General features: G+C 66.4%; 25 protein-coding genes. 21 read left to right on the top strand and 4 right to left on the bottom strand.

All coding sequences use genetic code 11. The annotated features are described in order from the left end of the window. The 17 genes from AC0QDI_RS09765 to AC0QDI_RS09685 all read left to right on the top strand — a co-directional run. The coding region (locus AC0QDI_RS09765; RefSeq protein ID WP_474668339.1) for a hypothetical protein at positions 1-158 on the top strand (158 nt) is incomplete at its 5' end. Next, entirely contained in the window at positions 155-820 is a 666-nt protein-coding gene (ilvN, locus tag AC0QDI_RS09760) for an acetolactate synthase small subunit (protein ID WP_474667633.1), read from the top strand. The genes AC0QDI_RS09765 and ilvN, both read left to right, overlap by 4 nt. Continuing rightward, on the top strand, positions 813-1,865 hold the full coding sequence (gene ilvC / locus AC0QDI_RS09755) for a ketol-acid reductoisomerase (RefSeq protein ID WP_474667631.1): 1,053 nt from the start codon (positions 813-815) through the stop codon (positions 1,863-1,865). The genes ilvN and ilvC overlap by 8 nt, the downstream gene beginning before the upstream one ends. A gap of 19 nt (positions 1,866-1,884) precedes the next feature. Beyond that, positions 1,885-2,175 carry a DUF7989 family protein gene (locus tag AC0QDI_RS09750; RefSeq protein WP_474667629.1) on the top strand — a complete coding sequence of 97 codons (291 nt, stop codon included), beginning with the start codon at positions 1,885-1,887 and terminating at the stop codon, positions 2,173-2,175. Next, complete coding sequence (gene leuC / locus AC0QDI_RS09745) at positions 2,172-3,593, top strand: 3-isopropylmalate dehydratase large subunit (RefSeq protein WP_474667627.1); 1,422 nt, start codon at positions 2,172-2,174, stop codon at positions 3,591-3,593. Before AC0QDI_RS09750 ends, leuC begins: the two co-directional genes overlap by 4 nt. Continuing rightward, the gene (gene leuD, locus AC0QDI_RS09740) at positions 3,590-4,318 is read left to right on the top strand and encodes a 3-isopropylmalate dehydratase small subunit (RefSeq protein WP_474667625.1); all 729 of its coding nucleotides are present in this window, start codon (positions 3,590-3,592) and stop codon (positions 4,316-4,318) included. Before leuC ends, leuD begins: the two co-directional genes overlap by 4 nt. Positions 4,319-4,498: 180 nt before the next feature. Further along, positions 4,499-5,413 (top strand): DMT family transporter, encoded by a 915-nt coding sequence (locus tag AC0QDI_RS09735; RefSeq protein WP_474667624.1) that lies wholly within the window; start codon positions 4,499-4,501, stop codon positions 5,411-5,413. Between the two features lie 94 nt (positions 5,414-5,507). Then, positions 5,508-6,569, top strand: a complete 1,062-nt coding sequence (locus AC0QDI_RS09730) for a carboxypeptidase regulatory-like domain-containing protein (protein ID WP_474667622.1) — start codon at positions 5,508-5,510, stop codon at positions 6,567-6,569. Between the two features lie 168 nt (positions 6,570-6,737). Continuing rightward, complete coding sequence (leuB, locus tag AC0QDI_RS09725; RefSeq protein WP_474667621.1) at positions 6,738-7,718, top strand: 3-isopropylmalate dehydrogenase; 981 nt, start codon at positions 6,738-6,740, stop codon at positions 7,716-7,718. Positions 7,719-7,953: 235 nt separating this feature from the next. Then, a complete protein-coding gene (gene glpR, locus AC0QDI_RS09720) occupies positions 7,954-8,727 on the top strand; it encodes an HTH-type transcriptional regulator GlpR (protein WP_474667619.1) in 774 nt (257 codons plus the stop codon). Then, positions 8,717-9,625, top strand: coding sequence for a 1-phosphofructokinase (gene pfkB / locus AC0QDI_RS09715; protein ID WP_474667617.1), 909 nt, complete (start codon positions 8,717-8,719; stop codon positions 9,623-9,625). The genes glpR and pfkB overlap by 11 nt, the downstream gene beginning before the upstream one ends. 117 nt (positions 9,626-9,742) lie before the next feature. Next, positions 9,743-10,921 (top strand): PTS fructose transporter subunit IIC, encoded by a 1,179-nt coding sequence (locus AC0QDI_RS09710; RefSeq protein WP_474667615.1) that lies wholly within the window; start codon positions 9,743-9,745, stop codon positions 10,919-10,921. Between the two features lie 48 nt (positions 10,922-10,969). Continuing rightward, positions 10,970-11,440 carry a PTS sugar transporter subunit IIA gene (locus tag AC0QDI_RS09705; RefSeq protein ID WP_474667613.1) on the top strand — a complete coding sequence of 157 codons (471 nt, stop codon included), beginning with the start codon at positions 10,970-10,972 and terminating at the stop codon, positions 11,438-11,440. Further along, on the top strand, positions 11,440-11,730 hold the full coding sequence (locus tag AC0QDI_RS09700; protein WP_474667612.1) for an HPr family phosphocarrier protein: 291 nt from the start codon (positions 11,440-11,442) through the stop codon (positions 11,728-11,730). The genes AC0QDI_RS09705 and AC0QDI_RS09700 overlap by 1 nt, the downstream gene beginning before the upstream one ends. Positions 11,731-11,734: 4 nt before the next feature. Continuing rightward, positions 11,735-13,453: a phosphoenolpyruvate--protein phosphotransferase gene (gene ptsP, locus AC0QDI_RS09695; RefSeq protein WP_474667610.1), complete on the top strand. Its 1,719-nt coding sequence runs from the start codon at positions 11,735-11,737 to the stop codon at positions 13,451-13,453. After that, the gene (locus tag AC0QDI_RS09690; RefSeq protein WP_474667608.1) at positions 13,450-13,887 is read left to right on the top strand and encodes a PTS fructose transporter subunit IIB; all 438 of its coding nucleotides are present in this window, start codon (positions 13,450-13,452) and stop codon (positions 13,885-13,887) included. Before ptsP ends, AC0QDI_RS09690 begins: the two co-directional genes overlap by 4 nt. A gap of 93 nt (positions 13,888-13,980) precedes the next feature. After that, complete coding sequence (locus AC0QDI_RS09685) at positions 13,981-15,060, top strand: alpha/beta fold hydrolase (protein ID WP_474667606.1); 1,080 nt, start codon at positions 13,981-13,983, stop codon at positions 15,058-15,060. Positions 15,061-15,079: 19 nt separating this feature from the next. Here the strand turns inward: AC0QDI_RS09685 and AC0QDI_RS09680 are convergent, their stop codons facing one another. The 3 genes from AC0QDI_RS09680 to AC0QDI_RS09670 all read right to left on the bottom strand — a co-directional run bounded on the left by AC0QDI_RS09680 (position 15,080) and on the right by AC0QDI_RS09670 (position 17,365). After that, positions 15,080-15,916, bottom strand: a complete 837-nt coding sequence (locus AC0QDI_RS09680; protein WP_474667604.1) for a hypothetical protein — start codon at positions 15,914-15,916, stop codon at positions 15,080-15,082. Between the two features lie 121 nt (positions 15,917-16,037). After that, entirely contained in the window at positions 16,038-16,811 is a 774-nt protein-coding gene (gene dph5 / locus AC0QDI_RS09675) for a diphthine synthase (protein ID WP_474667602.1), read from the bottom strand. An 80-nt stretch (positions 16,812-16,891) separates the two neighbouring features. Then, complete coding sequence (locus AC0QDI_RS09670) at positions 16,892-17,365, bottom strand: Rieske (2Fe-2S) protein (protein WP_474667600.1); 474 nt, start codon at positions 17,363-17,365, stop codon at positions 16,892-16,894. A 109-nt stretch (positions 17,366-17,474) separates the two neighbouring features. On the opposite strand from AC0QDI_RS09670, the gene AC0QDI_RS09665 reads away from it, so the two are divergent. The 3 genes from AC0QDI_RS09665 to AC0QDI_RS09655 all read left to right on the top strand — a co-directional run bounded on the left by AC0QDI_RS09665 (position 17,475) and on the right by AC0QDI_RS09655 (position 20,282). Continuing rightward, on the top strand, positions 17,475-18,542 hold the full coding sequence (locus AC0QDI_RS09665; RefSeq protein WP_474667598.1) for a pyridoxal-phosphate-dependent aminotransferase family protein: 1,068 nt from the start codon (positions 17,475-17,477) through the stop codon (positions 18,540-18,542). A gap of 126 nt (positions 18,543-18,668) precedes the next feature. Then, the gene (locus AC0QDI_RS09660; RefSeq protein ID WP_474667596.1) at positions 18,669-19,868 is read left to right on the top strand and encodes a redox-regulated ATPase YchF; all 1,200 of its coding nucleotides are present in this window, start codon (positions 18,669-18,671) and stop codon (positions 19,866-19,868) included. Positions 19,869-19,985: 117 nt separating this feature from the next. Beyond that, positions 19,986-20,282 (top strand): DUF7344 domain-containing protein, encoded by a 297-nt coding sequence (locus AC0QDI_RS09655; protein WP_474667594.1) that lies wholly within the window; start codon positions 19,986-19,988, stop codon positions 20,280-20,282. Between the two features lie 340 nt (positions 20,283-20,622). Here AC0QDI_RS09655 and AC0QDI_RS09650 read toward each other — a convergent pair whose 3' ends face one another. Then, on the bottom strand, positions 20,623-20,850 hold the full coding sequence (locus AC0QDI_RS09650) for a DUF8007 family protein (RefSeq protein ID WP_474667592.1): 228 nt from the start codon (positions 20,848-20,850) through the stop codon (positions 20,623-20,625). A gap of 247 nt (positions 20,851-21,097) precedes the next feature. Here AC0QDI_RS09650 and AC0QDI_RS09645 point away from each other — a divergent pair, with 247 nt between their 5' ends. Further along, a complete protein-coding gene (locus tag AC0QDI_RS09645) occupies positions 21,098-21,910 on the top strand; it encodes a hypothetical protein (protein WP_474667590.1) in 813 nt (270 codons plus the stop codon). The last annotated feature ends 136 nt before the right edge of the window (positions 21,911-22,046 follow it).

Here is a 22,046-nt window from a genome sequence, read left to right as displayed (position 1 = left end):
ACGACTACGACGACGTCGCCGACACGATCGAGGCCGCGATCGCCTACGACGGGCCGTCGGTGATCGACGTTCATATCGATCCCGACGCCAACGTCTACCCGATGGTGCCAAGCGGCGGCGACAACGGCCAGTTCGCACTGGCGGAGGACCAGCTATGAAACGCGGACTCGAGGGGCCCGAACCCGAAACGCGCCCGACCCCCGCGGGACGGCGCAACAAACAGGGTATTCGCATCGACCCGGAGGTCGAAGTGACCCACGAGCCCCGGCGTACCGTCATCTCGGCGCTGGTCGAACACGAACCGGGCGTTCTCTCGGACGTCTCGGGACTGTTCTCGCGCCGGCAGTTCAACATCGAGAGCCTGACCGTCGGCCCCACGGAAAACGACGATCACGCGCGAATCACGATCGTCGTCGAGGAACCCGACCCGGGGATCGATCAGGTCGAAAAGCAACTGCGTAAACTGGTGCCGGTCATCTCCGTGCGCGAACTCGAGCCCGACGCGATGCGTCGGGAACTGGCGCTGATCAAGGTCGACGCCGATCGACCCGGCCAGGTCGCCGCCGTCGCGGACATGTACAACGCCAAGACGGTCGACTCGAGTCCGGAGACGGCGACGATCGAAGTGACCGGCGCGCGCCAGAAGATCGAGGCCGCGATCGACACCTTCAGCCAGTTCGGGATCCGAGAGATTTCCCGGACCGGGACGACGGCGCTGGCCCGCGGCACCGATCGGACCGCCGCGTCCGATTCGACGGGACAGCCCGCCGACGAGGCGAACTACGACGGACAATACACAGAGACAGCTACCAATGACTGACGAATTCAACACCGATATCTACTACGACGACGACGCGGACGGATCGCATCTCGAAAACGCGACAGTAGCCGTTCTCGGCTACGGGAGCCAGGGACACGCCCACGCGCTGAACCTCGACGACAGCGGGGTCGACGTGGTCGTCGGCCTGCGGGAGGACTCGTCCTCGCGCGACGCGGCCCAGGCCGACGGGTTAGACGTCGCGACACCGGTCGAGGCAGCCTCGCAAGCCGACGTCATCTCCGTGCTGGTGCCCGATACGGTTCAGCCGGCGGTCTACGCGGACATCGAACCGGAACTCGAGGAGGGGGACACGCTGCAGTTCGCCCACGGCTTTAACATTCACTACAACCAGATCCAGCCCCCGGAGGGGATCGACGTGACGATGATCGCGCCGAAATCGCCGGGCCATCTGGTTCGCCGCAACTACGAGAACGACGAAGGAACCCCCGGACTGCTCGCGGTCTACCAGGACGAAACCGGCGATGCGAAGGAGCGTGCGCTCGCGTACGCGAAGGGGATCGGTTGTACTCGCGCCGGCGTCGTCGAGACGAGCTTCCGCGAGGAAACCGAGACGGACATCTTCGGCGAGCAGGCCGTCCTCTGTGGCGGCATCGCCGAACTGATCAAAACGGGCTACGAGACGCTGGTCGACGCCGGCTACAGCCCCGAAATGGCCTACTTCGAGTGCATGAACGAGATGAAGCTCATCGTCGACCTCATGTACGAGGGCGGGCTCGGCGCGATGTGGGACTCCGTTTCCGACACCGCCGAGTACGGCGGGCTCACCCGGGGCGACGACGTGATCGACGATCACGTTCGAGAGAACATGGAGGAAGTGCTCGAGCAGGTCCAGAACGGCGAGTTCGCGACCGAGTGGATCTCGGAGAACCAGGCCAACCGGCCCGTCTACACGCAGCTCAACCAGGCCGAGAAGGACCACGAGATCGAGGAAGTCGGCGAACGGCTCCGCGACCTGTTCACCTGGGCCGAGGAAGGGGAAACCGAAGACGAGGAGGAGTCCGCCAAGGTGCAGGCGGACGACTAACACCGGAATCCGAGCAATCATGAGCGAAAACGACACGAAGACGGACACGATGGGCGAGATCAGCCATACGAACCCCCACACGGGGGAGACGGCTGGCCGGCTGTTCAGCCGCGGGCCGATCGTCGCCGCCGACGGCGGCACGTCGGAGACGACCGAGGCCGACGGAGCGGAGGAACGTACCGACACGAACGGAACGATGAGCGACGTCGACCACACGCCGCCGAAGCGGGCCGACGACGCGAACCGCGTCTTCGAGCGCGGGACCGAACACGGACGGCAGTCCGATAGCGACACGGTGGGAGAGGAATGAGCAAGGGCACACTGTACGACAAGGTCTGGGATCGCCACAAAGTCACGACGCTGCCGACCGGACAGGATCAGCTGTTCGTCGGGCTCCACCTCATCCACGAGGTCACGAGCCCGCAGGCGTTCGGAATGCTTCGCGAGCGCGACCTCGAGGTCGCCTTTCCGAAGCTGACCCACGCGACGGTCGACCACATCGTCCCGACGGCAGATCAGTCCCGTCCCTACACGGAGGACGCGGCCGAGGAAATGATGGCCGAACTCGAGGAGAACGTCCGCGACGCGGGCATCGAGTTCTCGGACCCGACGACGGGCGATCAGGGGATCGTCCACGTCATCGGACCGGAGCAGGGCATCACCCAACCCGGCAAGACGATCGTCTGTGGAGACTCTCACACCTCCACCCACGGTGCCTTCGGCGCGCTCGCCTTCGGTATCGGGACCTCCCAGATCCGCGACGTGCTCGCGACGGGCACCGTCGCGATGGAGAAACAGAAGGTCCGCAAGATCCAGATCGACGGCGAACTCGGCGACGGCGTCGAGGCGAAGGACGTCATCCTCGAGATTATCCGTCGCCTGGGAACAGAGGGCGGCGTCGGCTACGTCTACGAGTACGCCGGCGAGGCCATCGAGAGCCTCGGCATGGAAGGGCGGATGTCGATCTGTAACATGTCCATCGAGGGCGGCGCTCGCGCGGGCTACGTCAACCCCGACGAGACTACCTACGAGTGGATGAAAGAGACCGACTACTTCCAGGAGAACCCGGAGAAGTTCGACGAACTCAAACCCTACTGGGAGTCCATTCGCTCCGACGCGGACGCCGAGTACGACGACGTCGTCCACATCGACGCGAACGAACTCGAGCCGGTCGTCACCTGGGGGACCACGCCCGGACAGGGAGTCGGCATCTCCGATCCGATTCCGGAACCGGAGGCGCTGCCGGAAGAGAAGCAAGACACCGCCCGACGCGCGCAAGAACACATGCGCGTCGAGCCCGGCGAGACGATGGAGGGCTACGACATCGACGTCGCCTTCCTCGGCTCCTGTACGAACGCTCGCCTGCCGGACCTGCGACGCGCCGCTCGGATCGTCGAGGGCCGCCAGGTCGACGACGACGTCCGCGCGATGGTCGTCCCCGGCAGCCAGCGCGTGCAGCGGACCGCCGAGGAGGAAGGCCTCAAGGACACCTTCGAGGAAGCCGGTTTCGAGTGGCGAAACGCGGGCTGTTCGATGTGTCTCGGCATGAACGAGGACCAACTCGAGGGCGACGAGGCCTGTGCCTCCTCCTCGAACCGGAACTTCGTCGGCCGACAGGGATCGAAAGATGGCCGCACCGTGCTAATGAGCCCGCGGATGGTCGCCGCGGCGGCGATCACCGGCGAAGTCTCTGACGTGCGCGACCTGAAGGAGGTGAATTTGGCGTGACCCGCGAGGACGAGCGAAGCGAGTCCTCGCAACGAGCGAGCGGGCGGATGCCCGCGAGCGACGCCGAGGTTCGGGAGGTCCGAACCGACGGCGGAGACGAAGTCGAAATTCCGGAAGTCAACTACGTTTCCGGCTCCGGCATCCCCATTCGAGGTAACGACATCGACACCGACCAGATCATCCCCGCGCGGTTCATGAAGGTCGTCACCTTCGACGGACTGGGCGAGTTCGCGTTCTTCGATCTGCGCTTCGACGACGACGACAATCAAAAGGAGCACCCGTTCAACGAGGCCCGCTACCAGGACTCCTCGGTGATGGTCGTCAACTCGAACTTCGGCTGTGGCTCCTCGCGCGAGCACGCCCCCCAGGCGCTGATGCGCTGGGGGATCGACGCGGTCGTCGGCGAGAGCTTCGCCGAGATCTTCGCGGGCAACTGCCTGGCGCTCGGCATCCCGACCGTGACCGCCGACAGCGAGACGATCGAGGACCTCCAGGACTGGGTCGACGCGAACCCCGACGGCGAGATCGACATCGATATCGAAGCCGAAACCGTCACCTACGGCGGCGAAACCATCGCCGTCACCGTCGACGACGCCCAGCGCAAGGCGCTCGTCGACGGCGTCTGGGACACGACGGCGCTGATGAAGTCCAACGCCGGCGCAGTCACCGAATTGGCTCGAGAACTGCCGTACGTCGACGACGCGGCGATTCCCGAAGCCGAATAGGCGGGCTTTCGTTTTTGCGACCCGTTTTCGACGTCCGTCGCGTTCGATCGTTTCGGCTATTCGAATCGAGTCGTCCGCCTCGGTCTCGAGCACCCGATTTGCACCCTGTTGTCACACCGGAAGCGGCAGGAACCCACCGAAAGCGCGAGATATTTCGGAGTCTGACGGCTACGTTCCCCCATGTCTCGCGCTCTCGATGCGTCGCTTTTCGTGTTGCTGGCCGTTCTCTGGGGCTTTTCCTTTCCCGCGATTTCGATCGGCCTCGAGTACCTCCCGCCGCTGCTCTTCGCCGCCGCCCGGTACGACATCGCAGCGGTCCTGTTGCTGGCCGCGGCCGTCGTCCGGGTCGAGACGTGGCGGCCGACCGCGCGGAACGATCTGGCGGCCGTCGCGGGCGGTGGCGTCTTCCTCATCGCGGGCAACGGTTTCCTCTTCCTCGGCCAGCAGACGGTTCCGAGCGGCGTCGCCGCGATCTTGCAGGGACTGGTTCCGATCGTGACCGCACTGTGGGCGATCCCGCTGCTGGGTGAACGGCTCTCGCCGCTCGGGGCCGTCGGTGCCGCCATCGGCTTTCTGGGCGTCGGCCTCGTCGTCCAGCCCGATCCGGGGAACCTGCTGGCGGGCGACACCGCCGCGCGAATGCTCATCGTCGGCCAGGTGTGTAGCGTCGCGCTCGGGGGCGTCCTGATCCAGCGGGCCGGGCCGACGCTCGAGCGACTGCCGCTGGTCGGCTGGTCGATGCTCGTCGGCGGACTGGTCTTGCACGCCGTCAGTCTGGGTGCCGGCGAGTTTCCCAGCGCCGACGTGCTCGGCCCCGTCTCCGTGGGCGCCCTGCTCTACCTCGGGGTTTTCGCGACCGCCGTCGCGTTTATGATCTACTTCTCCATCCTCGAGGAACACGGCGCGTTCGAGGCGGCGCTGATCGGTTACCTGGTCCCGATCGTGGCGACGGTCGCGAGCGTCTTCCTGCTCGGCGAGGAGATCGGCGTCCTGACGATCGGTGGCTTCGGGTTGGTCGCGGTCGGCTTCGTCCTGCTCAAGCGGCGTGCCCTCGCCGACGCGATCGGATTTTCGACTGGCGTCAGCAGCCCCTGAGACCGAGACGCGGCCGTTCGGGATGGTCGCGGCGCTATCCCGAAGCGGGACCCGATAACTACGTTTAACCGCACCGGTCCGTTTGGTTCTCGTAATGTCAATCGGGGCCAGGGATCGATCCCGATTCCGGGTGGGGGTCGTGTTGATCGCACTCGCGCTCGTCGTCGCCGGCGCAGTCGCCTCGAGCGTCTCCGTGGCGGCCGCCTCACAGCCGGGGGCTGCCGGCGACGACGATCCCCGATCGTCGACACTGACGCCGACCCGCGACGAATCCGCGGGCAACGAGGCGGCGATCGGAGGGACGGTAACGGACGCGGAGACCGGCGAACAGATCTCGAACGCCACGGTTTCGGTCATCGGCGACGGCGAAACGGAGGAGACGACGACGGATTCGGACGGAGCGTTCGAACTCACCGGTCTCCCGGGCGATCGGGAGTACGCCGTGACCGTCGAGAAACGCGGCTACGAACCGACCGCCGAAACGAGGACCGTTCCGGCCGGCGAGACGACCGCAGTCGACGTCTCGCTCGCCGGGGCCGGAACGATCGCAGTCGCGGTGGCGGACGCCCACTTCCACGAGCCGATCGAATCGGCGACGGTCGATGCGACCGGGGCCCGTGGCACGTACTCCGGCGTCCGTATCAACGACGGAACGTACCGGATCGAGAACGTTCCGTCTCGGGGCGACTATGAACTCCGCGTGCGCGCTCCAGGCTACGTCGACGACCGGCGAACCGTCTCTCCGTCGACGGCTGAGGAGCGCGTCGAATCGATCGCGCTACGGGGGAACGCCGTCCTCGAGGTCGTGGTCGAAACGGCGGACGGCGAACTGATCGAGGACGCGACCGTTTCGGTCACGCGCGACGAGGCCGCGTTCGAGGCCGCGTCGACGACCGACGACGCGGGGGGGCTCACTGTGACCGTTCCCGGCACCGGCGAATCGTACACGGTCGCGGCGTCCGCTCCGGCGTTCGAATCGTCGAGCGTGGCGACCGGTGCGGTCGAAAGCGAGGAGACGGCGGCCGTGACGGTGGCGCTTTCGGCGCCGCTACCGATATCGCTATCGAAATTCGCGACGGCGACGATCGTGGCCGTGATAGCGCTCACCGTGCTCGCGGGATTGCTCCTCGCGCGAACCGATAGGTCACCGCCGTGACGTTCGGAATCGGTCGGTCCGCCGGTTACGATCCGTTCGAGGCGTGAGCCGCCCCTCCCAGACGGTCTCCGACCCGACTTCGATCCGGTGTCGATGCTCTCCGAGACGGGTCCCGAACCGCTCCGAGACATCGATACCCTCTTTTCAGCGTGCGGTAGAAGGTAGGGCATGACTCACGAAATCGCCGTCATTCCGGGCGACGGGATCGGACAGGAAGTGACGCCCGCAGCGGTCGAGGTCCTCGAGGCCCTCGCGATCGACTTCGAGTTCGTCGAAGCCGACGCGGGCGATGCGGTAAAGGAAGAGACCGGCGAGGCCTTACCCCAGGAGACCTACGACCTCGCGGCGTCGGCGGACGCGACGCTGTTCGGTGCGGCCGGCGAGACGGCCGCGGACGTCATCCTGCCGCTTCGGACGGCGGTGGACTCGTTCGTCAACGTTCGGCCCGCGAAAGCGTATCCAGGGATCGACGCCGTGCGCCCCGAGACGGATCTGATTTTCCTGCGAGAGAACACCGAGGGGGTCTACGCGGGCCACGAGAATCGATTGACCCAGGACGTCTCGACGCTGACTCGAGTCGTCACGGAGTCGGCCTCCGAACGGCTCGCGGAGTTCGCCTGCGACTACGTCGCCGGCGACGACCACGACGGTTTCTCGATCGTGCACAAGGCGAACGTCATGCGCGAGACGGACGGTCTCTTCCGTGACACCGTCAAATCGGTCGCCGACGAGAACGGCGTCGAGACCGATCAGGTGCTGATGGACGCCTTCGCGACGCGGGTCTGTCTCGACCCCGAACAGTTCGACGTGGTCGTCTGCCCGAACCTCGCGGGCGACGTGCTCTCGGACCTCGCCGCCGGCCTCGTCGGCGGTCTCGGACTGCTCCCCTCGGCCAACATCGGCCCCGACCGCGCGCTGTTCGAACCCGTCCACGGCACCGCACCGGACATCGCCGGACAGGGTGTCGCAAACCCCGCCGCGACGATCATCTCCGCCGCGATGCTGCTCGAGTACCTCGGCTACGACGAGGAGAGCGACGCCGTTCACGTGGCCGTCGAAGCGACGCTCGCCGACGGGCCGCGGACGCCCGACCTGGGCGGGGACGCCTCGACCGAGGACGTGACCGACGCGATCATCGATCGCCTCTGATCCGGCCGCGCCCGACGCCTCACGAGATCGGTCCCTCCGCCGCGTCGAACCGACGGTCGATTCGATCTCAGCGCATCGTCGGTAGTCTCCGTCGCTCGAGTATCGGGGCCGTCGACCACCGCTTTAGTACTGACACTATTCAATCCATCTGAAACGGACAGAAACGATCACCAGAAGCAGCATAAACAAATAAAACCGTGCAGAACGCAGATGGGTCCAACGCCCTTCCAGTGACATGTTACCCGAACAGCGCAAACGGACGATCGTCGAACTCGTCTCGGATCGGGACGGCTGCTCGGTCGAGGAGTTGGCCGCCGAACTCGACGTATCGAAGGCGACTATCCGGCGGGATCTGGACGATCTCGAGGAGGAACGTCTCGTCGAGCGGTCCCACGGCGGCGCCGTCCCGGTGACGGCGGTCGGCCGCGAACAGACCTACGTCCAGAAGGAAGTCCAGAACCTCGAGGCGAAGGCCGCCATCGGCGAACGGGCCGCAACGGAAATCCACGACGGGCAGGTCGTCTTCTTCGATTCTGGGACGACGACGATGCAGGTCGCGAAGCGGTCACCGACCGACGTCGCGTTCATTCCGGTGACGAACTCGCCACTGCTGGCGCTCGAACTGGGGAAAGACGCAAACGACGTGAAGCTTACCGGCGGAACGCTCCGCCACCGCACGCGGGCGCTCGTCGGTCCGAGCGCGGAGACGTTTCTGGACCGGACGAACTTCGATCTGCTCTTTCTGGGGACGAACGGCATCACCGGTGACGGGAGTCTGACGACGCCGAACGAGGACGAAGCGCGGATAAAGGAGCTGATGGTCGAGAGCGCGGAGCGAGTCGTCCTCGTCACCGACGAGACCAAGTTCGGCGAGCAGAGTTTCGTCCAGTTCGCAGCCCTGTCCGACGTAGACGTGCTGATAACCGATGCCGAGCCGACCGGCGAGGTCGCGGAGGCCGTCGCGGCGGCCGACGTGACCGTCGGCGTGGAGGTGCCGAATGATCGCTAGCGTGACGCTCAATCCGGCGATCGACTACACGGTCGAACTCTCCGAGCCGTTGACCGACGGAGCCGTCGCCCGCACTGACGAGTACCGCTACGACGCGGGCGGCAAGGGGATCAACGTCTCGAAGTACCTGGTCGAACTCGACGTCGAGACCGTCGCAACCGGCGTCGCCGGCGGGTTTCTCGGTCGCTATCTCCTCGAGCGGCTCTCGCGGGGAGCGATCGACGCGGATTTCGTCGAGATCGACGGCGAGACGCGGCTCAACGCCACCGTGCTCGGACCCGACGGCGAGTACAAGATCAACCAGAACGGCCCCCGGATCGCCGCGCCGACGGTGGAAAACGTCGTCGAGACGCTTCGGGAGTACGACCCCGATACGATCGTGATCGCCGGCAGTCTGCCGGTCGGTGCCGGTCCCGAAACGATCGACCGCGTGGCCGAGGCCGGCCCCTGGGAGACGGTCGTCGATGTCGGTGGAGCGATGCTCGCCGACCTCGAGGCCGAGTACGCGCTCTGCAAACCCAACCACGAGGAGCTCGCCGCGGCGACGGGGAGGCGAGTGAACGACGTCCGGTCGGCGATCGCGGCCGCCGAGGAGCTTCGGACCGCCGGCTTCGACCGCGTCGTCGCCTCGCTGGGCGCCGAGGGTGCGATCATGGCGGCGCCGGACCGGACCCTGCACGCGCCGGCGGCGGACGTCGACGTGGTCGACACCGTCGGCGCGGGCGACGCCCTCCTGGCGGGCGTGCTCGCCGCCCGTGCCAGGCAAGAATCGGACGCGGCGGCGCTCAGATTCGGCGTCGCCGTCGCCTCCCGCGTCGTCTCGGTGTCGGGGACGCGGGCGCCGTCGTTTGCGGGCGTCTCCGACGAGCGCGAGGCGATCGCCGTCTCCGCGTACTGACCGCCGTCGCCGACCCGAGTATCCGCTCGAAACTACATTTCGAATAATATCTGGCTAAAACAAACATATCCGAAAGCACTTTTGCAGCCGATGGTGAAGGAATTCGCCAGAGATAGCATGAAAGACGATGTGGAATCACGGCTGCGAGGCCACCTCCTCTCGGTAAAGGAGGACCTGATGACGGGGGTGTCGTTCATGATTCCGTTCGTGACGATCGGCGGGATTTTCCTCGCGCTCGCGTTCATGGTCGCGGAGTTGCCGGTGACGGCCGGCGATACCGAGACGGTGTTCGAGGAAACGGGGTCGCTCGCGTGGTACCTGGCCGAAATCGGGGTGCTGGGGCTGACGATCATGATCCCCATCCTCGGGGGGTACATCGCGTACGCGATCGCGGACAAACCCGGCCTCGCACCCGGGTTCATCCTGACGTGGGCGATCCAGCAGGAACAGCTCATCGAAGCCGCCGGGCTGGTTATCGGTTTCGAGGCCGACGGCGCCGTCGCCGGCTTCCTCGGAGCGATCGTCGCCGGCCTGCTCGCGGGCTACGTCGCCCGGTGGATGAAGGGGTGGTCGGTACCGTCGATGATCGATCCGATGATGCCGATCCTCGTGATTCCCGTCTTCACGACGCTACTTCTCGCCCCGATCGTTATCCTCGGGCTCGGCGTCCCGATCGCCATCGTCGACGACGCGCTGACGTCCGCGCTCGAGGGCATGCAGGGGTCGAACGCCCTCCTGCTCGGCGCGATACTCGGCGGGATGATGGCGGTCGACATGGGCGGCCCGGTCAACAAGGTCGCGTACGTATTCGGAACCGTCCTCGTCGCCGACCAGATCTTCGCGCCGATGGCCGCTGTGATGATCGGCGGGATGGTACCGCCGCTGGGACTCGCGCTCTCGAACTTCATCGCTCCGCAGAAGTACTCCGCAGAGATGTACGAGAACGCGAAGGCGGCCCTCCCGCTTGGCTTCTCGTTTATCACGGAGGGAGCGATCCCGTACGCCGCCGCCGACCCGCTCCGAGTCGTTCCGTCGGCCGTCCTCGGCAGCGCGACGGCCGGTGCGGCCGCGCTCTGGCTCGGCGTGACGATGCCCGCGCCTCACGGCGGTATCTTCGTCGTGATCCTCTCGAACAGCCCGCTGCTGTTCCTGGCCTGTCTCGCGCTCGGCACGGCGGTCACGGCGACGATCGCCACGCTGATCAAACCCGACTACCACGAACGAGTCGCCGGCGCCGAGCCCGCTCGATCCGCGACGGACGCGGGACAGACGAACGCCGGCCAGACGAACGACTAGCTACTCGACGCTCCCCTCACCGCTCAATACTCTGGAGACCATACTACGATGACTGTGACCGAACCCGCAATCGAGGCCGTACTGTCCCCCGAACTGATCACGCTCGAGGAACCGCCCGCCGAGAAGGTAGCCGCGATCGAGTTCCTGCTCGACCGCGCGGTCGCGGCCGGCCGCGTCACCGACCGCGAGGCGGCCCTCGAGGCCCTGCTCGCCCGCGAAGAAGAGACGACGACCGGCGTCGGGATGGGGATCGGCATCCCGCACGCCAAGTCCGACGCGGTCGCCGAGCCGACCATCGTCTTCGCGCGCTCCTCGGCCGGTATCGACTTCGACGCGATGGACGACGAACCTGCGACGCTGCTGTTCATGCTGCTCGTCCCCGCCGAGGGCGGCGAGGAGCACCTCGAACTCCTGAGTTCGCTCTCGCGGGCCCTGATGCACGACGACGTCCGCGAGCGCCTCCGCGAGGCCGACTCGAAGGCGGCGGTCGAGGAGACGATCACGGAGGCGGTCGCGTGATGGAGCGCACCGTCACCGTGGTGCCCGCAGACGGACTCCACGCGCGGCCGGCCGCGACGTTCGTCGAGACGGCGACCGCGTTCGACGCCGACGTCAGCGTGGCCCCGGTCGACGGGGACGACGAGCCGGTCGACGCGGCGAGCATGCTGGCCGTGACCAGCCTCGGCGTCGCCAGCGGTGAGGACGTCCGATTACTTGCCGAGGGCGACGACGCCGCGGCGGCGCTCGACGACCTCGAGGAGCTGCTTTCGACGCCCGAGACCACAGCCGAATCGAGTTCGGAGACTTGAACCGATGGCCGCCAACGAGTCAGCACCGCGATCGCACGAGGGGACCGGCGTCACGCCGCTGTCCGGCGTGGGTAGCGCGGTCTGGTACGATCCGAACGCCGACCTCGAACTCGAGGAGACGCCGGCGACCGACGCGGTCGATCCGGACGCCGAACGCGAGCGGTTCGAGGACGCCCGCGACCGCGCGCGAACGGAACTCGAGCGCGAGCGCGAGCGGACCGCCGAGCGCGTCGGCGAGGAGGAGGCTGCGGTGTTCGACGCCCACCGACAGTTTCTCGACGACCCGCAGATCACCGACGCCGTCGAGTCGGCCGTCGACGACGGCCGCCCCGCCGAGCGCGCGGTCGCGGCCGCCTTCGAGGACCCCATCGCTCAGTTCGAGGGGATGGACGGCCGGATGGCCGAACGCGCCGACGACCTTCGCGACGTTCGAGACCGACTACTGCGGCTGTTGACCGACGGTGAGCGCGCGGACCTCGCCTCGCTGTCGGACGGCTCGGTCCTGCTCGCCGAGCGGCTGACGCCCAGCGACACCGCCCAGCTCGATCCCGAGCGCGTCGCCGGCTTCGCGACGGTCGAGGGCGGGCGGACCTCCCACGCCGCGATCTTCGCCCGCTCGCTCGGCATTCCGGCCGTCGTCGGCGTCGGCGACGGCCTCGAGCGGATCGGCGACGGCGATCCCGTTCTGATCGACGGCGAGGACGGCGCGGTGATCGTCGACCCGAGCGACGACCGACGGGAGCGCGCGGCCGGCGGTCACGACGTGACCGTCCGCGAGGAGCGGGTCGCGACGGCCGACGGCCGACGCGTCGAGGTCGCGGCCAACGTCGGTACCCCCGCGGAACTCGAGGGTGCCGTCGAGGCGGGTGCGGACGGGATCGGCCTCTTCCGAACCGAGTTCCTCTTTCTCGACCGCGAGGAGCCGCCCGGCGAGGACGAACAGTTCGAGGTCTACTGCGAGGCGCTCGCGGCCTTTCCCGAGAGTCGAGTCGTCGTGCGGACGCTGGACGTCGGCGGCGACAAGCCGATCCCGTACCTCGAGACGCCCGACGCGGAGAATCCGTTCCTCGGCCAGCGGGGGATCAGGCGCTCGCTCGGGCCCGACGCCGACCTCTTCGAGACCCAGCTTCGGGCACTGCTGCGGGCGGCCGCCGTCAAATCGGGGACGCTCTCGGTGATGTTCCCGATGGTGTCGGCCGTTCCGGAACTCGAGGCGGCCCTCGAGACCGTCGAGGACGTCGCCGCAGCCCTCGACGCGGAGGGCGTCGAGCACGAGACGCCGGAACTGGGCGTGATGATCGAAACGCCCAGTGCCGCGTTCGTCGCCGATGCGCTCGCCGAGCGCGTCGATTTCCTCAGCATCGGGACGAACGATCTCACCCAGTACGTGATGGCCGCTGCGCGGGAGAACGACCGGGTCGCGGACCTCCGCGATCCCTGCGAGCCGGCCGTCCTTCGAGCGATCGAGCGCACCGTGGCGGCCGCCGAGGCGGGCGACGCCTGGGTCGGGATGTGCGGCGAGATGGCCGGCGATCCCGACCTGACGGCGCTGCTCGTCGGGCTGGGGCTCGACGAACTCAGCATGAGCGCCGTGACGATCCCCGCGGTGAAGGCCGCGGTCGCCGACCTCGAGACAGACGCGGCCGAATTGCTCGCCGATCGGGCGACCGACGCGACCGCGAAAACGACCGTTTACGAACACATCACGGAGTACGACCAATGAAATTCGTCGCAGTAACGTCATGTCCGACGGGTATCGCACACAGCCAGATGGCGGCCGAGAACTTAGAGCAGACCGCGACAGATCTCGGTCACGAGATCGACGTCGAGGTCCAGGGAGCCATGGGCCAGGAGAACGAACTCTCGAGCGCCGCGATCGCCGAGGCGGACGCGGTAATCATCGCCGCGGATACGTCGGTGAACCGGGACCGCTTCGAGGACAAGCCCCTCGTCAAGGCACCGGTGAAGGGCGCGGTCAACGACGCCGAGGGGCTCGTCGATCGAGCCGTCGCGGAAGCCGACGGCGAGGCGTCGACCGACGGGTCGGCGGGGGCGGCGTCGGCGGACGCGGCTGGTGCCGCCGAGTCCGAGGCCCCGCGTCGCGGCGGCGATCCCTCGAAGGGGTTGTTCGCCAGACTCAAGCGACTCCTCTCCTGACCGGCTTCGACCCGTCACCGCCCGTCGTATCTCCCCGTGGCGACGGGTTCTGCAACACTGACAGCTATCACACTCGCCGTGATACGCCTCGTTATGCCTCGAGACGACACCCTCGGTGGCGTCGACTCGCGAACCGTCGAAACGGACCGACTCAAGACGCACTACCTCGAGTCGGGGGGCTCCGATCGGGCCACCGACGAGGGCGAGACCGTTCTCTTCTGCCACGGCAACGTCTCATCCTCCCGATTCTTCGAGGACGTAATGGCCGACTTACCCGCCCGCCACCGCGCGATCGCACCCGATCTGCGGGGGTACGGCGACTCGGAGACGAAACCGGTCGACGCGACGAACGGCCTCGGCGACTTCGCGGCGGATCTCCGAGCGTTCGTCGACGAACTCGAGCTCGCGGAGCCGCTCGTCATCGTCGGCTGGTCGAACGGCGGCGGGGTCGCGATGCGGTACGCGATCGACCACCCCGAGGCGGTCGCCTCGCTCGTACTGGTCAATCCGCTCTCGCCGTACGGCTTCGGCGGGACGAAGGATACGGACGGAACGCCGTGTTTCGACGACTACGCCGGCTCCGGCGGCGGGATCGGCAACGACGCGTTCGTCGCGGGCATCGAGGACCGCGACCGAAGCGAGGATGGGCGGACCTCCCCGCGAAAGGTGCTGCGAACCTACTACGTCGACCCGACTCACGAGTTCGACGGTGAGCGCGAGGAATCGTATCTGACGGGGATGCTCGATACGGCGACGGGTGATGAGAACTATCCGGGCGCTTCGAAGCCGAGCGACAACTGGCCCGGCGTCGCCCCGGGCGAAACCGGTGTGAACAACGCGATCTCGCCGAAGTACTGCGAACTCGAGGCGATCACCGGGATCGATTCCGACGAGAAACCGCCCGTGCTGTGGATCCGCGGCGATTCCGACCAGATCGTCTCGAACGCCTCCCTCTTCGATCTGGGGACGCTCGGCCGAATGGACGAACTGCCCGAGTGGCCCGGCGAGGACGTCTTCCCGCCCCAGCCGATGGTCGATCAGACCCGCGCCGTCCTCGAGCGCTACGCCGACCGCGGCGGCGAGTTCGAGGAAGTCGTCTTCGGAAACGTCGGTCACACGCCCCACGTCGAGGTTCCGGGGGACTTTCTGGATCGGCTCGAGTCCGTCCTGTAGGGACGGTGCCGCGAGCGGTTCAGCGCTTCGCGCTTCGCTCCGAGACTCCCTCCGCGGCCGCTTCTTCCTCCCGTTCGTCGGTCGCGCCCTCGCTGCGCATCGACCGCAGCGTCGACAGTCCGCGCTTCCGGGTGACGCCCTTCGAGATCCTGACGCCGTCGAACGTGCCCTCCCAGTGCTCGTCGCTCGCGCCGAGGTGGTCCATGTAGTACGCGAAGGCCCCGAGCCACAGCAGCGCGGCTGTGAGCGCGAGGAAGACGACCGCCGAGACGAGCGTCGACGGGCCGAGCGCGCCGACGCCGATTCCCGCGACCACGTAGACGAAGGCGGCGATCACCATGAGAACGGTGATCGTCGCGAACATATCGTTGACGGCGGTCACTCGCGCGTTGTACTCGATCCACCGGCCGTAGCTGCGAAGCAGTCGCACCTCGAACCGGTCCGCGTCGGCCGCCGTCTCGGCTCGCGCCGTCGCGAGTGCGGTCTCGACCGCGTCGCCGTCGATGCCGCCCCGGAGGTTGGAGGCCGTATACGTCACCCCAGCGAGTCCCGTCGAGCCCAGCAACAGGAGCGCGCTGGCGATCGTAAAGGGGTTCACGAAGGCCGCGACGTCGATATCGGTCTGGACGACGATCGAGCCGCCGGTGACGACCAGTCCGATCAACAGGAGATTCGCCTTGAGGATCTCGATCGCCTTCTCGTCGATCTCCTGAACCCGTTCGACCTGATACTCGAACGTCGTCCGAAGTTCCTCCCGGGCCAACTCGATGGTCTCCCGATCGAGGTCGTGCCGGTCGCCGGCTCCCGTCGACCCCTCGGGGCGGACCCCACCGTCCGTGACCGCCGGACCGCTCATGGCCCATCCTTTCCCGCACCGACCGTAAATCCCCCGGCGTCCGTTTCCGATCGAAACGCGGTCGGTCGAGAGGCTGTTACCGGCCCCTGAACCGGCCGTCGTCACCGATCCTTACCCGTAGTCAGGCGATCTCGAGGGTGTCCCGGTCCGCCCCGGCCAGTTCGACCAGCGCGTCGGCCTCGAGCAGGTGGCACTCTCCGGGGATCACGAGCAGGTGTAGCGGATCGCCGAACTCGCGGGCCGCCAGTTCGGTCATCGTTCCGGCCTCGACGAGCGGATCGGGGCTCCCCGCGCGGGCGACGACGACGCCCGCGAGGTCGGGGTACTCCTCGGCGAGCAGTTCGGCACCCACGTCGGCGGTCATGTACTCCTCGCGCTCGGCTTTTATATCGAGGTAGACGACGGTGTGGAGGCCATCGGAACGATTGTCGTCGATCGTCTCCGTGACGCTCGCCGGGAGACCCTCGGCCCCGTGGGCGTACGGAAACGGCAGCGTCGTCGCTTTGCCGAAGCGGTAGTTCTGCAGCCCGGTCAACGCGCTGGTGGCCGTCTGGGCGGTGACGCCGTGGATCACCCGCGTCTCGATCCCGCGGTCGTGAGCGCGCAGTCGGAGGTCGACGTGTGTCGTCGAAATCATCGTATCGCCCGCCGTCAGGAAGGCGACGTCTTCGTCCTCGGCCGCTGCGAGCATGTCGTCGGGATGCTGTTCGACGCCGGCCCGGTCCCGGACCTCGATCTCGAGGTCGTGATAGGACTCGAGGTCGTCGATCGTCGTCCCGATCAGCTGACTGGTGTAGAACTCGGCGTAGACGCGATCGGCCGCCCGCAGGGCGTCCCGGCCCTCGACGGTGATCGAGCGCTCGTCGTAGAGACCGAGGCCGATGAAGGTGAGCATAGGCGGTCGTAGTCGCAGCGCGCGGAATACGTTTTCGAGACGCGCATACCCTCCCGAGCGTCGCTCGCCGTCGCGGCCGATCAGAATCCGATGTGGGAGGTCGACGCGGGACCGTCGTCATCGTCATCATCCTTGCCCTCGTCGATCCCGCCCTCGTGGGCGAAGGTCAGGTCGTCGTCGGTCAGATAGACGACGCCGTCGTCGACGCTGACGTCGACGGCCGGGAGCGTCGTGTCGGCCGCCTCGCCGTTGTCGCAATAGCCCGAGCAGGAGTCGAACATCGAGCCGTGTTTCGGACAGATGATCTGCCCGTCGCGCATCGCAGCCCCGCGGCCCGTATCGAGCCGCTGGGCCTCGTGGGTGCAGCGATTGATCCACGCCTCGACACCGTTGTCGGCCGCAGGCCGACTGCTCGTCGAGCCGTGCTCGACGTTGTCGTCGCACGGCACGAGGATCGCTTCGTCCGGTTCGCCGTACTGATCTCGGATCGTAAACAGCCACGACCGGTTCTCGTGGACCGTCTCGAGGGTCGTGAGCCGTCGGCGCTCGCTCATCTCGGAGGGGGATACGCGCGCCGAACGGAAAAGCGCTCTCGAGGCTGGACCCGATATAACTGCAGTCGACTCGAGTGGTTTTATGCTCGAACGCGCCGGTAGCCACCGTATGACAGACGATCGACTGCGCATGACGCCCGGGCCGACCGAGGTGCCGGCGGCCGTCCGCGAGCGGATGAGCGAGCCGACGCCGAACCCCGACGTCGAGCCGGCGTTCTTCGAGTTCTACCGCGACCTCACGGCCGAACTCGAGGCGATCTACGGCGACGACGACGTCGCGATCCTCGGCGGGGAGGGCATCCTCGGCCTCGAGGCCGCCGTCGCTTCGCTGGTCGAACCGGGCGACCGCGTGCTCTGTATCGCGAACGGCCTCTACGGCGAGGGGTTCGCCGACTTCGTCGAGATGGCCGACGGCGAAGCGGTGGTCTGCGATGCGCCGTGGAACGAGCCCCTCGACCTCGAGGCGATCAAATCTCACCTCGAGGAGGGTTCGTTCGACGCGGCGACGCTGGTCCACTGCGAGACGCCGACGGGCGCGCTCAACGATATCGAACCGGTCCTCGAGGTGCTCGACGAGCACGACGTCCTCAGCGTCGTCGACGCGGTCTCCTCGCTCGGCGGGGTGGCGGTCCCGACGGAGCGAATCGATATCTGCCTCGGCGCCTCGCAGAAGTGTTTCAGCGCCCCGCCGGGACTGACGGTCTGTTCGGTCAGCGACCGCGCCTGGGCGAAGATCGAGTCGTTCGAGACGGCGAGTCTGTACACCGACCTCGAGCCGTGGCGCGACGCCGCCGACGAGGAGTGGTTCCCCTACACGCACCTCGCCGCGAACCTGTACGGCCTCGAGACGGCGATCGACCTGTTGCTCGAGGAGGGCCTCGAGAGCGTCTTCGAACGCCACGAAGCGGCCGCGACCCGGTGTCGCGAGCGAGCGGCCGACCTCGGACTCTCGCCGTTCCCCGACGAGGCGCAATCGTCGCCGACAGTGACCGCACTCGAGGTCGAGCGAAGCGCCGCGGGCCTTCAGCGGACGCTGGCGGACGACCACGATATCGTCCTCGCGACCGGCCTCGGCGACCTCGAGGACGATCTCATCCGGATCGGTCACATGGGACACAACGCGCGCCTCGAGCGCGTCGACCGGACGATGGACGCGCTCGAAGCGGTCCTCGAGTAGGCTCGAGCGACGGGTTCCGCGCGGCGCTCGCACCGACCGGAGGCTCTCGCTGGCGTGATACGTCAGCCCGTATCACTGTCGCACCGGACAGAAACCCGTTTAGGCGCCGCTCACCCACTCGGGATAATGAGTACGAGTTACCGGATCGGACTGGTCGGCAAACCGTCCGTCGGCAAGTCCTCCTTCTTCAACGCGGCGACGATGAACGACGTGCCCGAGGGGGCCTACCCGTTCACGACCATCGATCCCAGCGTGGGCGAGGCCTACGCCCGCGTCGACTGCGCGGCGCCGGAGTTCGACGAGGAGTGTACCCCCAGCGTCGGCTACTGTGCCGACGGCACGCGGTTCGTCCCGACGAAACTCGTCGACGTGGCCGGGCTGATCCCCGGCGCACACGAGGGCAACGGGCTGGGTAACCAGTTCCTCTCCGATCTCAACGAGACCGACGTGCTCGTCCACGTCGTCGACTTCTCCGGCAAGACGGACGCCGAAGGCGAAGCGACGGAGGGTCACGATCCCCGGGACGACATCGCGTTCCTCGAGGAGGAACTCGACCAGTGGTACTTGGGCGTCCTCGAGAAGGGAATCACTCGCTACGAGACGGGCTACACCACCGAGGACGACGCCATCGAGGAGGAACTCGCCGAGCAGATGAGCGCGTTCAAGACCAGCGAAGACGAGATCAAACGCCTCATCCGGCGCGTCGGCGTCGGCTTCGACCCCGCGGCGTGGGACGCGGACGACCAACTGGACCTGGCCCGCGAGATCCGTAAAGAGACCAAACCGATGGTCATCGCGGCGAACAAGATGGACACCCCCGAGGCGCAGGCGAACTACGAGGAGATCACCGGCGATCCAGACTACGATCACCTGACGATCGTTCCCTGCAGCGCCCACGCCGAGAAGGCACTGAAGTCGGCCGAGCAGGCCGGCGTCGTCGACTACCGACCCGGCGACGCTGACTTCGAGATCGTCAGCGACGTCTCGGGCGAGCAAGAACAGGGACTCGAGCAGATCCGCGACTTCCTCGACGAGTTCGGGGCGACGGGCGTCCAGGCGGCCCTCGAGACGGCGCTGTTCGACGTCCTCGGCGTGACGCCGGTGTTCCCGGGCGGCGCGAACGGGCTGGGGAACGAACGCGGCGAGGTGCTACCCGACTGCTATCTGATCCCCCCGAACTCGACTGCGGAGGACTTCGCCTACAGCCTCCACTCCGACATCGGCGACGGCTTCCTGCACGCGATCGACTGCCGCTCGAACCGCCAGCTGGGCAGCGACTACGAAGTCGAGTCGCGGGACGTGATCGAGGTCATCACGACGAACTGAGCGGCCGCTCCGGGCTCGAGCGATAGTAAATCGCTAACCGAAGAAACGACGGGTCTCTCTCTCGACGACGTGTTTCACATTCTGCAGACCTTTCGCCGTCGAGAGATAATCCGGTACATGCTGCAGGCGGGCGACCGCGTCAAGATGCGCGATGTCGCCGAACACGTTGTCGCGAAGGAGCACGAGACGACCGTCGAGCAATTGATGTCGGATGAGCGCCAGCGCGTCTACATCCCGCTCTACCAGTCGCACCTGCCGAAACTCGACGAAGCGAACATCATCGACTACGACAAACACGACGTGAAGGAGGACACTACCGAGACGAGCGTCGACGACCGACCGTACGCCGCTTTCGGCGTCAGTCTCAGCCTTCTCCTCGTGTCCGCGGTGGGATACTCCAGCTTCCCGGGTTGATCCTCGGTGTGATCATCACGGCGCTGTTCGTATTCGAAACGGCCGCGTTCTGAACGACCGTTGTTCTTCGTCCCGCCGTTACCACTGTTTCAGGAAACGGTGACCGACTCAGAACGGACAGCAGTGGCAACGTGACAGGTTTCGTCTCGAGCGGTACCAGCAGGGTCTGGAGGTTCTCGCAGGCCGGATCGCTATCTTCGTACTCCGGAACGATCGGATCGACTCGTCGAAGCCCGTGTGAGTCGGCTCGAATGGACTCCTGATAGTACCCTCCCCTCCACCAGAGAAGCGGTTTGGTGCCGATTCGTTCGGTATCGCTGTTGGTATCCGGAACAGCGCCCTATTGCTGGTGCCAGACGAGTCGCTGCGCGACGTCGTCGAGTCGACTCGAGAGCCTCGACATCCAACCGTCGGGCGAGAGGAGACGTATCGTCGTTTCGTTAACCTCGATTCGTTCCTCGCCGTAGGGGTCCCGCTCGGCTCGGTCTTCGGCGTCTCGATCGCGGTTCGCGACACCCACCGCGACCGACGTCGAGCAGCGGCCACACGCCTCGCGGTCATTGGCCATCGTTGGCACACGTTAGGTTCGCTCGACGCATAAGTATTGGCGTGAGACACGCCCCCGACTCACTCGCAGTCGGTGCCGGCGATCGGATACTAATCGAAGCGGCGTCCGCCCAACACCGGGCCGTCACACGGTCGAATGTGCAATGCCATCAGTGAGATCTCGAAGTCGCCCGAAATACGCGATCCGTTCGGTAGAAATTAGTCCCTTCTGGGTTAATTATAAGTCGTTGAATATACCCTTTCGAAATATGGATCGGAAATCGGATACCGACCAGGAGAACACTACGGAGACGAACCGACGGCGACTCGTGAAAACGATGAGCGGCGGGGTCGCCGGTACGATTGCCGCTAGTAGTGGGCTCCTGGCGAGTACGGGGACGACGACGGCGAGGTATATTACACCGGGTGGAGGTGGGGGATCGAGCGCGTCTCGAGACGATCCCTACGATACGGTTCCAGCGGAGGTCGTCGACCACGATCACATGGATTCGACTATCGCTGAAGCGCACTCGTCAGTAACGGGACCGAAAGTCGTTGACAGCTCGATCAGCCAGGTGAACCTCGCCGTCGCGTTCCCGATTTCGCTCAATAGTGAGGATCACGTTACACCGAGCGTCGACAACGTCACGATATCGGTCGAACCGGTGAGCACTCCCGGTGACTACGATCTGCAGAACGTAACGACGTATAAACAGAGCGAACGCACGGATCTCGACGACGTCGTCGAATACGCGATAGATACCGCGTGGAGCGCATCGGTCGGTCGAGTGCTCCCGATACCGAACCCCTGGGGACTGATCCGATCTGACGGGCCGGACGTCTCGCAGAACTACGCCGAATCGTATATCGACGCAGATTTCGGTTCCAGAACGAGCGTCGGAATGAAGTGGGAACTGGATTTCTACGTCGAGGGGGGAACAGTGCCGACCGGCGATTGGGAATTCGAAGTTACCTGTGAAGCTGACGCCGGACTCATGAGCACGGGCATGTATAATCCGGGATTCAACAAACACGGGGAGTTCTCCCAATCACACGACGTGGTCGTTACCGTCGAGGAGTAGGTGGTTCGTGGCTCCCTCCGGTCTCCTGGTCCACCATCGGGAGACAGTTCGACACCCGTTCCGCGGTCCGCGTTGCGTCGTCGGAGCGGGTCCCGAATGGCGACAACAGGGGCCGGAAGGGACGCAATAATGACGA

The sequence above is a fragment of the Natrinema sp. LJW11 genome, assembly GCF_056135975.1.
The sequence above is the reverse complement of the archived record's forward strand: the minus strand, read 5'-3'. Positions and strand labels throughout refer to the sequence as shown.